6 protein-coding genes are annotated in these 13,206 nt (G+C 47.6%); all 6 read right to left on the bottom strand.

Going from position 1 to position 13,206, the window contains the following annotated elements; all coding sequences use genetic code 11:
* Positions 1-192: 192 nt before the first annotated feature.
* The 6 genes from ACTU3N_RS12690 to pstS all read right to left on the bottom strand — a co-directional run bounded on the left by ACTU3N_RS12690 (position 193) and on the right by pstS (position 13,026).
* Complete coding sequence (locus ACTU3N_RS12690; protein ID WP_443086491.1) at positions 193-8,151, bottom strand: hypothetical protein; 7,959 nt, start codon at positions 8,149-8,151, stop codon at positions 193-195.
* Between the two features lie 246 nt (positions 8,152-8,397).
* Positions 8,398-9,123 (bottom strand): phosphate signaling complex protein PhoU, encoded by a 726-nt coding sequence (gene phoU / locus ACTU3N_RS12695; RefSeq protein ID WP_086872200.1) that lies wholly within the window; start codon positions 9,121-9,123, stop codon positions 8,398-8,400.
* A gap of 69 nt (positions 9,124-9,192) precedes the next feature.
* Positions 9,193-9,960: a phosphate ABC transporter ATP-binding protein PstB gene (gene pstB / locus ACTU3N_RS12700; protein WP_443086528.1), complete on the bottom strand. Its 768-nt coding sequence runs from the start codon at positions 9,958-9,960 to the stop codon at positions 9,193-9,195.
* A 52-nt stretch (positions 9,961-10,012) separates the two neighbouring features.
* Positions 10,013-10,903 (bottom strand): phosphate ABC transporter permease PstA, encoded by an 891-nt coding sequence (pstA, locus tag ACTU3N_RS12705; RefSeq protein ID WP_443086492.1) that lies wholly within the window; start codon positions 10,901-10,903, stop codon positions 10,013-10,015.
* Positions 10,903-11,862, bottom strand: coding sequence for a phosphate ABC transporter permease PstC (gene pstC, locus ACTU3N_RS12710; protein ID WP_443086493.1), 960 nt, complete (start codon positions 11,860-11,862; stop codon positions 10,903-10,905). Before pstC ends, pstA begins: the two co-directional genes overlap by 1 nt.
* Positions 11,863-11,985: 123 nt before the next feature.
* A complete protein-coding gene (pstS, locus tag ACTU3N_RS12715; protein ID WP_443086494.1) occupies positions 11,986-13,026 on the bottom strand; it encodes a phosphate ABC transporter substrate-binding protein PstS in 1,041 nt (346 codons plus the stop codon).
* Positions 13,027-13,206 lie beyond the last annotated feature (180 nt).

Below are 13,206 nucleotides of genomic sequence, written 5' to 3' on the forward strand. Positions count from 1 at the left end.
CTATCCTATACCAAAAAACGACGAAGTTGATGTCCGGCGCACATTTTTTTTCATCGAATTTACTTATACGGCAACGATTGCGCCCTGCAATCTGCGTTAAAAAAACGATAATCATGCACAGATACGTCAGCAATGTGCGCAGAACCGACCGGTAGTACCATTCTCTGCACCACCGGCCTTTTAACCCGTCGATCATGCCTGCGCCATCTGCCAGACAATTTTTAACATAAACTGCTTTGCCTTATTATCCGCCTCGTTTGTTTTAGCAACGGTTGTGGCCTCTCTCGCGGATCGCGTGCGCGCAAAATAAGGATTTATAACTATCTGATTTTCATCATTAACAATATATTTCTTATCAAGATTCTCAATAATTTCAACAAAACTGTCGGCATTATTTTTCAACATTTCCGGAACGAATTTTGGCGATTGCACAATTTCAAACACCGCCTGATAGTGCGCCAACCCAAGCGTTTCCTCCTCACTTAATCCAAGAAAATCGCCAATGGCTTGCCGGGGTACGACTTCCATAAAGGCATTGATATCCGGTGCCCCTTTCCAGGCGGTTAAAATATCCTTTAAAGGGATTTCGGCACCATACACTCCGGCATTCTGATAAATAAAGTCTTCTGTAGAGGCATAATGTGAGGTCTCATGCAGAATAAGTTTATGGGCGGGTAAATACTCATTACCGATATTAACGTATATCGTTCTGCTACTGTCGTTTGGGTATATTCTCCCCAGTACCGTGCGTGCATTAGGATCTGATCCGCTAAAAAAACAGAGTCGCGAAAAATTGTCCGCTTTTATTCCGTCCATCAACTCTATCATTAGCTTATTACGTGCAGAAATCGTTCGCAGTATATCGGTGACTTGCACTTCATCAAGCTCAGCCCACATGTTCCTGATATCTGCTTTCAGATTGTTTAATAATGCTTCATTGCCAGGTTGAAAAGCCTTATCAAAAATAAGTCCAGCTTTGCTGACCAACATATCGGCGGATTTGACGCCATTCACCATATTCTGCGCCCGATGAAATAAATCCCCTCCTTCAGCACCCAGTTTCTCCAGCTCTCTTAAACCGGGCATACCGTATCCATAAATGATATTACCTTCAGCCAGCATACTTGCCAGCGGTATGTAAGCATGCTGAGTGGCCGGGCTAAAACGTACATATGCGTTATTGACTTTTTGGTCGTAAGCAATATGTGAATCTCTGTATTGCCCGTCAGCCAGAATATTTGCTTGCTCGTGCATTTCAACAAACTCAATATATTCTTCAATATCTCCCTGAAAGAATAAATTTTTACCTTTTGAATAACTACTTTTAATTCCTAAATCGCCCAGCTTTTTTTTACCCAGGGTTTTACGCAGTTCATCGTAATAAAATTTATCCGCGAAATCTCTGGCATCTTTAAACACTGATGCAGATTGTGCAGATGATTTTTTCAGCGGCACTTGTGACGCTGACGTGAGGAATTTTCCATCATTGCTGAGAGCAAGATCTGAAAAATCATATTGCAACTGTTCTGCCGTAGGTTTCATAATTTTACCCCCAGGCAAAAATGCCGACAGAGAACTTTTACTGATCACATTACTTACCGATCCACGCACTGCTTTTTCGAGTCCACTTTCAGCATCGGCAGCAAGGGTACTTTTATTGATTTTTAGCGCACCGATTGCGTTGCGTGTTTTGTTTATCAGATTAATTTTTCTTATTGTATTGACGCCTTTGGCAAAATAATCGCTGATCCCCAGGACATCAGCAATCATCAGCCCAACATCAGCATCATTTAAAGGAAGCCCATCGATTAATTTACGAGCAGCTGCCGCCACAGAGGTTAAAGGCAAAGGGGCCGCATTTATAACCTCGCCAACAATATCTTCCTGATCATTATAAACTTCCTTCATGACTTCGAGAGATTCATTGAGCGAATCTTTAAATTGTTGACGGAAAATGTTCTCCACAGTATCGGTATCCGCAACATTAACGGACGTCTTTTGTAAAAGGATAAGATTCTTACGCGCCCAGGAGTAAATATCCTTATCTGCCGGAATATTAAGTTCGTTCGCATCCAGGACAAGGTAATCCGAAGAGAGTGTGGAATTATTAAAAGAATAATTTAACTCGCCGTCCAGTTGATAAAATAGTGACATACCGTTGCTGACCGCATTACGCCATTTTGCCATCTGTTCAGGTTTATCCCGATTTTTAAACTGATAATCCAGCGCCCAGGGTGCGAGATCTTTAACTACCGCAGGCAGCTTCGCTAAGCCTGGCTCCTGACTTGATGGCGGTAGCCAGGAAATAGCGCTTTGGCCACCCCAGGCAGCAGAAAGTAACATACTGTTATCCTGCATCACCACAATAAGGACGTCATTGCCCCTCGGTTGCTGACGAGTGCGATCGCGCACAAATAACGGTTGACCACACGGACGTTCAATATGCTTAAAAGAATATACAGCTTTGGGTTTTAAGCTTAACTGGCGAACATCAACACCTGACTTACGTATCCTTTGCCCGGTAATCACGGTGATGTCCGCTTCCATGTCAGCGGGCGTATAGCGGCTAAATTGTGCCGCAAATGACTCCAGAGAACGACCAGGGATCTCTGAGCGCTTCTTAATATCCGAGATGGAGAAATAGGTACCGGGAAGGTTATCGCCACTGGTAATAACTTCCGCAAAGGCCTCTTTTTGCTGATAAATATCAGTATATCTGGCCAGTAAAGTATTTAATCGGGAGATAGAAGCATAAGAAACTAATGCTTTAAGACGTAAGCTATTGCTTTCATTGTTAACAATATCGCTAAAATCCTTTCTTTTCCCGCTTGATTTATCTTTACCAAACCAGGGCAGCACATCCTGGGTAATATCGGTGAAAGAGGGATGATAAAAAATAACCCAATACAGCGAAGCGAGATTTTTCAAGTGGTATGCATCCGCCGTCTCTCCCGCAATATGCGCATTAAAAATATTCAGATACTCCTGTTTTTTTTCTGTCGTTAGCGCACCTTTTAGATTATAAAAGTGTTTGATTGCCGCTATTTTTACATCTTCGATATTTTTAACACCGTCTGCAGATTGTTCTTCCGGAAGGCAAAGTGAAACATATTTATTGTTAACCTTTTGGCATTTTTCAATAATTTCATCAATATAATTTATAACCTCAAAACGTTCTTTTAACTCAAGCTTAAGGTTTAACAATGAAATATTAATTTTCTTCAGGCGTAAATTATTTACATCAAAATCGATTTGACTTACCCCACTTTTATAAAGTTGAGACTCGACCAATTTTTTTTGTTTTTCAAGCTTTGTTATTTTTTCTGAAATTACACTTTCAGTGAACGTTTTGATATCATCATCGGCGCGCAGTGTCTTTGAAACAAAATCAAGAGCAAGGTTAAAATCTTCATGCAGAATAATGTCCTTTTCATCCTTGATATCATCCACATTTAACGGCGTACCTGGACTCTCCGTTAAGGCTTTGATGATTATTTTCTCCTTTTCATCAGGATTTTTCAGCGATAGCAACTTTACACCATACTCTAAATATTTAATGGTTTCGTTGTTATATTTTCCCAGGCTGTGTTTTTTTAGCCTGGCAAACTCACCGTTATGTAACAGCGCTTGTTCTGTGTTATTATTTATTTTAGTGAAATCAATACCAGAGAGTTTCGTTAACAATGATAAAGACCAGTCAGATCGCAAATTGCTATCATTCATAAAAGATTTAAGGGTTTTATCAGTAAAAAACTTAACTATATCACTTCGTTGTAAATTGAAATCTTGCTTACTTAATTTACCTTTGCAGAATTTATCCAGCGTAACATAAAGCTGTTCGTTCTTATTAGAGTATCGGGAGTTTTTTTTCGCCACCAGCCGCTGTAGTTCAGCGATAAAAGCTGTATTGCTGTTGTTAACGCTGGTTTGTTTTTTGATAAAATCTTTATCACTTAAAGTTCGAAGATAATTATCCAGTTGCTTATTAATGAGAGCCCGGTATTTTTTAGCCAGTTTGTTTTTGTCATCAGCCAGCGTGTTGTTAGACGCAAATTTCTCGACCTCATCACTATAGCCACTGCTGCCTCCTGCTTTATCAAGCGCATCATATGTTGTCAGTATCTTGCTTCTAACCGAATCAGCAAGAGATGTATTAACAGAATCTTCTCTATCAAAATAGTAAAGCCCACCAAACATGTTCTGCGCATTTTTTAATACCTGAGTAAGCGTATTGATGTACTTTCCGGTTTCTGATTCCTCATTCATAAAAGGAAGAGGAAGGTTTATCACTTTTTTTATTTCATCCAGGGTTTTATTATAAACACCGCTGATTATGTGTTGCGTATCATACTGATTATGATTGTCTGTAATATCTTTAGCGATTTTTTTATAAAGGCCAGATGTTTTGTCCAGCGCGGGCTGAGTAAGATAATCCAGCAGTTTTCGCTGCTCAGCTTCGTTTATGCCTGTCGTATGGTAAATAACGTCATCGATTTTATCAAACTCTTTAACAATATCTTGTTGATAATGATCTTTTACCCATTCACTGGAAATCTTAAGGCTGTTTTTCAGACGGGTGAACTTTAATATTTCATCTGTTTCAAAGTTGCCAAAATAACTGTACTTATCAAAATTCCTGACATGATTAAGCATTGAGTTGTACATATAAAAAATAGCGGTAGGTAGTTTGATATATGTTTCCTCTCCTCTTTTATACTCCACCTCTTTCTGCGACAGCACCTTTTGCAGAAGATTATCAATATAATCGTGAAAAGCGTTATCGACATCATGCTGGCATACCACTTGCAATAACTTATCTTTAAAGAAAGACTTAAACTCACCCTGTGTCATTAAAAAATTATTATTTACTGCGCCATCCGCAGAGAACGCTGACGCAGCCACCCGTTCATCAATATACTTATAATTGATGATATTACTGGCAGAATCGACATAGTTATAATTGTTTGCTACTTTAATAATAAGTTTTTCTATTTCCTCTCGCGAATAGATTTTCTCCGGCAATTCTTCATTATCTATCGCGGACAACGATGCCGTAACATACGCATTATTCTGTGCTGCTAAACGTAAATCATCCAGAACAACCGAACGAGGTATCCGTCTGCTGCCAGCAACAGGTTTCGCCGACGAAGGCGCTTTCTCTTCATGGGTAGCGCCTTGCAACGCTAGCGCAGCGGGGTAGGTCGCTACCTGAGCCAGTTCGGCAAGCTGCTTCCTTTCGTGTGATATTGCAGTTTGGCCAGCATGCACATTGCCGCCAATAACGCTTGCCGCCTGCCGCCACAGCGCAAACCCGCTTACCCAGAACAAATCGGCCGGTAGCCTGGAGACAGCACGCTGCAAAAATGCATCGCGATATTCTCCCCCTTCTGCCAGCCCGTACCCCGCAATGCCAAGTGCAACGAGAGTCTTAGGAAGCTGCGGCATTACCATTGAAACCAGACGGAAAGCCATCTGGTATATCTCACGCGCGCGATACTCTTCAAGTTGCGCGACGGGTCGTGTTTCGCCCGGCTTTACCTTCTTAATATTCCGCTGCGTCAGTTCCATCCTTAAAGGCGTGAGGAAGAGATTCAACAAACGCAGCGGGGAAACAAACGTTTTTTTGTACAGTGATAACATGCCTGCTGGCGAGCCGTGGATCAGCACGTTGTACAATAATCCGTATGTCAGGCGTTTTTCAGCCCAGGCCAGCGTATAGTCTTTTTGCGTTTTCGTACCGGCAAGATGCTCTTCTGCGGTTAAAGGCCAGGGTAATTGCTCCAGTTCAGTATCACGAATCGCCAGAGCCACCCGCTGGTGAAATAATTTACCCGCCGGATCGTCGTCTGTGGCAAACTTGCGAGCAAGTTGGCGGGTAATGTCTTCGATCATGCTTTGTTCCGCGCCTTGTTGCTTTAAACTGGCAAGCCACTCTCCGGCATCTTTCGCTATCATGCCTTCCGGCGGGTTATTATGCAGCCGGGTTCCGGTCGCGGCTTCCACCACATCTTTGAATCCTTTTTTGATGCTCTCCAGCTCGCCGCGAACCTCAGAAAGCGCCAGTTTGAGTTCGTCATTGCCAGGCGCCCAGACGGCATACCATGACGCCTGTTGTAAGGTATCGCCCGCCTTTACCAGGTTCATCGCCAGGCGAGACACTATTTTCCCCAGCGTGACCGAATTACCGACATATTCATCGCCTTTCTGATAGACCGCGATATCCTGCTTACCAAGCCGCCGGATTACCGCCTCGCCCGCTTTTTGAATATATGCCAAATCAATACTGCGGCACTTTTCGGCCGCCTGATCCCGGGACGCGTCATCGCTGACGCCGCGTTTACCGGCGGTCATTTCCAGCTGCCGACATGCCAGACGCAATTTTTCTGTTTCATTAAGCAGCGGCAGTACGGCCTGGTGAATGTCGCTATACAACGCTTTTTCTTGCGCACTTTGCCGGGTGTTGTCTTTTATGACCGGATAGCGCCGCGAACCTTTGCTGAGTAGCCCGGTGATGCCTTGCCAGTTGTTGCGAATGTCCAGCTGTAGCTTATCAAGCCATACATGGCCCTCATGGCTCGATACCCCCGTGGCAGCGGTCAGGCCGTTATCCAGCAAACCACAAATATCGCCCGCCGTTTTTTCCACATTATTCAGGGCGCTGATGACGCTCTGCTGGCGAAAATTGTGCTGCGCGTGTAAAGCGCTGTCTCTAAGTGATGCCGCAACAGATGTCAGCGTGCCGCTAAGTTCAGCCACAAGGTTGGGGAAACTGTTTTTTTCTGCGGGCGCATGAAGCAATGCCGACGTACTTAACACCTGGCTTGCAAGAGTGTGAGCGGCCTGAATTGCGCTCATCAAGCGCGTTTGCGCGTTATCTTCCGTTAATGCCAGCAGTTCGGCGTACAGCGCCGTTTCAGCGGAGTGAGAACCCGGCAGGGCGCGGATATTTTCACCGATGGCCTGGTGAATGGTTTTTTTTAGCCGCCCGGCTGCCTGTTGCAACAAGGCAGCATTTGCCCGCACGGGCGAGGCGATTTTTTTCAGCCTCAGGCAGTGCTCTTTTTCTTCGCGGGAAAGTTTCATAAAAGAGGTAGATGGCAGGCTGATATTGAGAGATTTTAATTTGTCGACGGGCAACATCTTTTGCGATAAACGCTGCGCCGCATGCGCCAGTTTCTTTCCCGGCACCGAAAGGCGTATGCCGTCATGGCTCAGCCATTGATCCCGGTTGCGAACCGGTTTTTTTATCTCATGCTCTGCGCTGCACATGACCACAAGACGCTTTTCCAGCTCTTGCGCAATCCTCTCAAGCGCAGTAGCCAGCTCGCCAGGAGCCGAAACAAAGCGGGTATCTTCACCAGGATCGCTCCAGGCAATAAGATGCCGGGTGGCTTTAACCACATCATTCAAGGTGCGAATCTGCTCTTTAAGCTCATCACGCACCGGCTGCTGGAGCTTCATCAGGCCGGTGGCATAAAAGTATTCGAGCCGCTCTTTTAGCGCGACCGGCTGCGGACAGGCATCAAGCAACTGGCGAACTTGCGCTTTGAGTTCTTCCTGTCCGTTGCATTTTCCGTTTAGCAACCGGCGTAAAGTACTTTCCTCCAGCGTATCTTTCAGTCCCTGGCGGGCCGCGCGCGTGGCGGCGAAGTGCTCTTGCCAGTCGGTTTTTAGCAGCAGATCGGGTAAGCGGCAAAAAGCGCTCACCAGACGCTGAATCACCTCCTTTCGCTGAGTCAGCGCCGCTCGCTGTGCCGGGGTTAGCGTTGTGTTTTCGTCCCACTGTTGAAGCTTTCTGCTCAGGTAATTGAGGGCCGGTAATTGCACGTTGAGCTGCTCAGCCTGCGGCGTATGTGCCAGCGTGGCGCTCAGCGCCTTTAAGAGCTTGTCCGTATCCTCAAAGTTGCTGCCATAACAAAGGTATTCCTTATACAGCGGAAGTTTTTCAGCCAATTTTTGTTTTGCCGCCTGATATAAGGTATCGACAGGCGTCTCTTCGGGTAAAACAGACGAAGCGGCAAGCGCAGGCGACGCGGCCTGGTTACTCACAGAGGTAAGCTGCGGCACCATTTTTCCGGTTTTTTGTGTTTGGCTGACGGTTTCAACAAGAGCACACGAAGTGCGGCTCACGGGGTATATTTTATCGAGCATCGTTAAAAATCCATTTTGTTGTAATTACGGGAAATATTCAGAGGTCTGGACGGAGCGGAGGGCAAATTGATTAAGCAAAGGGCAAACAGCGCAGCGCGTGACGTCTGGCCATTACAACCCAAAGCCAGAGAAACTTACGCCCATCAATTAGTGAAAGGAATTTTTAACAAATTGATTCTTTTGTGTATTTTAAAAAACGCTACATACAAGATACAAAAACCCCCTCAGGGCGAGGGGGCGGGAGGGTTACTCTTTGGGATCTTTTCCGGCGAGCAGCTTATCCAGCTCATCGCCGCCAACGTGACGGAAGTCTTGCCCTTTCACGAAGTAAAAAATGTATTCACAGATGTTCTGGCAACGGTCGCCGATACGCTCAATGGAGCGGGCGCAAAACAGCGCCGTCAGCACGCTTGGGATGGTTCGTGGATCTTCCATCATATACGTCATTAATTGACGGACGATGCCTTCGTACTCCTGATCCACTTTTTTATCTTCCCGGTAGATACGCACCGCTTCGTCCAGATCCATACGGGCAAACGCATCCAGCACATCATGCAGCATCTGCACCGTGTGGCGGCCCAGGGACTCCAGACTTACCAGCAGCGGCTGATGCTGCTGGGAAAATTTCTCCAGCGCCGTGCGGCAAATCTTATCCGCCACGTCACCGATGCGCTCAAGCTCGGCGATGGTTTTAATGATAGCCATCACCAGACGCAAATCACTCGCCGTCGGCTGACGCTTGGCGATAATACGCACACAGGCTTCATCGATGGCAACTTCCATCATATTGACCTGCTTATCACCCTCGACAACGCGCTTTGCCAGCTCGCTGTCCTGATTATGCATGGCGGTTATCGCATCAGAAAGCTGCTGCTCCACCATGCCACCCATGGTCATCACCTGAGTGCGGATGCTTTCCAGTTCAGCGTTGAACTGCCCGGAAATGTGTTTGTTAAGGTTGAGGTTGTCCATTGTTCAACTCCAGATGCCCGATAAATTTCACGTGATTAAGGTTGCGAAAACCTTTGCGGTTCGGGCATATCAACCGTAGCGCCCGGTAATATAGTCTTCGGTTTGTTTCTTCTTCGGCTTAGTGAACAGATCGTCCGTATTACTGAACTCAATAAGCTCGCCAAGATACATAAACGCGGTGTAATCGGAGCAACGCGCAGCCTGCTGCATGTTGTGCGTCACGATAACCACGGTGTAATCCTGTTTAAGCTCCGTAATCAGCTCTTCGATACGACCGGTTGAAATCGGGTCCAGCGCCGAGCACGGTTCATCAAGCAACAGCACTTCCGGGCGAATAGCGATACCACGAGCAATACACAGACGCTGCTGCTGACCACCAGAGAGAGAGTACCCGCTCTGATGCAGTTTATCCTTCGTTTCGTTCCATAATGCGGCCTTGGTCAACGCCCACTGCACGCGCTCGTCCATTTCTGCGCGGGAGAGTTTTTCGAACAAGCGCACGCCGAAAGCGATGTTGTCATAAATCGACATCGGGAACGGCGTCGGCTTCTGGAACACCATCCCGACCTTCGCGCGCAGCAGCGCGATATCCTGGGTATTGGTAAGAATGTTGTCGCCATCCAGCAGGATTTCGCCTTCGGCGCGCTGCTCAGGATAGAGCTCGAACATTTTGTTAAAGGTACGCAGCAGCGTAGATTTACCGCAGCCAGACGGGCCGATAAAGGCTGTTACCTGATTTTTGGCAATGTCCAGGCTGATGTTTTTCAGTGCATGGAATTTGCCGTAGTAGAAGTTCAAATCACGAACCTGAATTTTTCCCGGCGTGGTATCAACCATACTCATTTATTTCATTCCTCAACTCGGCGCCGCGTTGGCCGCGCCGCAAAAATTAACCGTGTTTATTCTTCGCAAAAATAACGCGCGCCAGAATATTCAGCAGCAGTACGCAGAGCGTGATAAGTAGCACCCCGGCCCAGGCCAGCTGCTGCCACTCAGCAAATGGACTCATAGCGAATTTAAAAATAGTCACCGGCAGGTTGGCGATGGGCTGCATCATGTCCGTGCTCCAGAACTGGTTAGAGAGCGCGGTAAACAGCAGCGGCGCGGTTTCCCCGGCGATACGCGCAACAGCGAGCAGCACGCCGGTGATGATCCCGGAAATCGAAGCTTTCAGGGTAATCGCCGAGATCATTTTCCACTTCGGTGTCCCCAGGGCGTAAGCCGCTTCGCGCAGGCTGTCCGGCACCAGTTTGAGCATATTCTCTGTGGTGCGAATAACGATAGGCACCTGCAGCAGCGCCAGCGCGATCACGCCCGCCCAGCCAGAGAAGTGCTGCATCTGCGCAACCACAATGGTGTAAACGAACAGACCGACGACGATGGAAGGCGCGGACAACAGAATGTCGTTGATAAAACGGATCACTTCAGCAAGCAGCGATTTTCGGCCATATTCCGCTAAATAAATCCCCGCCATGATACCCAGCGGCGTCCCGATAGCCGTCGCCCACAGGATCAGCAGGCCGCTGCCTGCCAGGGCGTTTGCCAGACCGCCACCTGCTGTATTCGGCGGCGGCGTCATTTCGGTAAACAGGGCCAGCGACATGCCATCAAAACCACGCGCGAGCGTTGAGAGCAAAATCCAGATAAGCCAGAACAGACCAAACGCCATGGTTGCCATGGAGAGTGTCAGTGCGACACGGTTTTTCATGCGGCGCTTAGCCTGCATCTTACGGCGCGATTCAGCCAGCTGCGCGGTACTCTGCAATTCGAGTGTCGCCATTAGCGCGCCCCCTCGTTTTTCGCCAGTCGCATGATCATAATTTTAGAGAATGCCAACACGATAAAAGTAATCACAAACAGGATCAGGCCGAGCTCCATCAGCGCTGCAACATGCAGGCCGGATTCCGCTTCGGCAAATTCATTCGCCAGCGCAGAGGTAATACTGTTGCCAGGCATATACAGCGATGGGCTGTCGAGCTGGTAGGTGTTACCGATAATAAAGGTCACCGCCATGGTTTCACCCAGCGCGCGCCCAAGACCCAGCATGACGCCACCAATGACCCCGTTTTTCGTGAACGGCAGCACGATGCGCCAAATCACTTCCCAGGTGGTGCAGCCAATACCGTAGGCCGACTCCTTCATCATCACCGGTGTTTGTTCAAATACATCACGCATTACCGCCGCAATGTAGGGAATAATCATAATGGCGAGGATCACGCCAGCCGCCAGGATACCGATACCAAACGCCGGGCCGGAGAACAAAGCGCCAATGAATGGAATGGCGGAGAGCACGTTGCCCACCGGCTCCTGGAAGTAAGTGGCGAACAGCGGAGCGAAGATAAACAACCCCCACATGCCGTACACGATACTGGGGATGGCGGCCAGCAGCTCAATAGCAATACCGAGCGGGCGCTTCAGCCAGTTCGGCGCCAGCTCCGTCAGAAACAGAGCAATACCGAAGCTCACCGGAACGGCAATCAGCAGCGCAATAAAGGAGGTGACCACGGTGCCGTAAATAGGCACCAGCGCGCCATAGATATCGTTCGGTGCATCCCACTGTTTGGTCCACAAGAAAGAGAAACCAAACTTCTGGATGCTTGGCCATGCGGAGAAAATCAGCGAAATAATGATGCCGCTAAGCAGCAATAACACAATCAGCGCAGCCAGTCGGACCAGCGCGCTGAATAACATGTCACCTTTTTTACCCGGCGGGTTAAATGCAGGCTTGGTTGCAGCCATAAATTACTCTTCAGTTTAACGTCTTACGAATTTGCCCGGAGAAGCTTACATCGCCGGGCATACAGAGATTCTGTAAGGCGAGCGGTGTAAGCGCCACTCGCCATATTCTTCAAAAATCTGCTCTTAGTACAGCGCTTTACCGCTGCTGTCTTTCACGTTAGTTTTCCAGGCCGCGCGAACCTGCTCAACCACGCTGTCCGGCAGGGTTGCATAGTCCAGCTCGTTAGCCTGTTTGCTGCCGTCTTTGTAAGCCCAGTCAAAGAATTTCAGGATTTCAGCGCCTTGCTCCGGTTTAGCCTGCTCTTTGTGCACCAGAATAAAAGTGGTGGAGGTAATCGGCCACACATCATCACCTTTCTGGTTAGTCAGGTCCTGAGCGAAGGATTTGCTCCAGTCGATATTTTTTGTCGCGTTAGAGAAGCTCTCTTCCGTCGGGCTAACGGCTTTACCATCAGCAGAGATAAGCTTGGTATAGGTCAGGTTGTTCTGCTTAGCGTAAGCATATTCAACATAACCGATTGAACCCGGCAGACGCTGTACGAAAGCCGCGATACCGTCATTACCTTTACCGCCAAGACCAGTCGGCCAGTTAACGGTGGAGCCGGAACCGACTTTAGATTTCCACTCTTCGTTAACTTTTGCCAGGTAGCTGGTGAACACGAAAGAAGTACCGGAACCGTCAGCACGGCGCACAATAGCGATGTTCTGTGAAGGCAGTTTCAGGCCAGGGTTGAGTTTAGCAATTGCTGCGTCATCCCATTTTTTGATTTTGCCCAGGTAGATATCACCCAGCGTTTTACCGTCCAGTACCAGCTCACCGGCTTTCACGCCAGGAACGTTGATAGCCAGCACGATACCGCCAATCACGGTCGGGAACTGGAACAGGCCTTCCTGAGCCAGTTTTTCATCAGACAGCGGCGCATCAGAAGCACCAAAATCAACGGTTTTAGCAATGATCTGTTTTACGCCGCCAGAAGAACCGATGCTCTGGTAGTTGATTTTATTACCCGTTTCTTTCTGGTAAGTATCAGCCCATTTGGCATATACCGGGGCCGGGAAAGAGGCGCCCGCACCCGTCAGACTTGCAGCCGCGTTAACAGTAAAAGCACTCAGGGAAAAAGTCGCGGCGACAACAGTTGCGACAGTGGTACGCATAACGTTCATAATGTCTCCTGCCAGGGATCGTAAATTGTTGTTTGAGTTGCTACTCGGAGCAAAATAGGACACTTTGATGACAGTTATATGCAATGATTGTTACTGTTTAATGACAACGCAGAAAAATCATTGCCGCGACAAGTAAAAATGATTTAAATCAAGCAATTGAGTCTGGTTAGCAAAAGAAAA

The organism is Vagococcus sp. WN89Y (genome assembly GCF_052220145.1).
Classification (GTDB): domain Bacteria; phylum Pseudomonadota; class Gammaproteobacteria; order Enterobacterales; family Enterobacteriaceae; genus Kosakonia.

Excerpts from the sequence above, each read along its gene's own strand:
- phoU (WP_086872200.1), bottom strand. The coding sequence starts at position 9,123 with ATGGACAACCTCAACCTTAACAAACACATTTCCGGGCAGTTCAACGCT.
- pstS (WP_443086494.1), bottom strand. The coding sequence starts at position 13,026 with ATGAACGTTATGCGTACCACTGTCGCAACTGTTGTCGCCGCGACTTTT.
- pstB (WP_443086528.1), bottom strand. The coding sequence starts at position 9,960 with ATGGTTGATACCACGCCGGGAAAAATTCAGGTTCGTGATTTGAACTTC.
- ACTU3N_RS12690 (WP_443086491.1), bottom strand. The coding sequence starts at position 8,151 with ATGCTCGATAAAATATACCCCGTGAGCCGCACTTCGTGTGCTCTTGTT.
- pstC (WP_443086493.1), bottom strand. The coding sequence starts at position 11,862 with ATGGCTGCAACCAAGCCTGCATTTAACCCGCCGGGTAAAAAAGGTGAC.
- pstA (WP_443086492.1), bottom strand. The coding sequence starts at position 10,903 with ATGGCGACACTCGAATTGCAGAGTACCGCGCAGCTGGCTGAATCGCGC.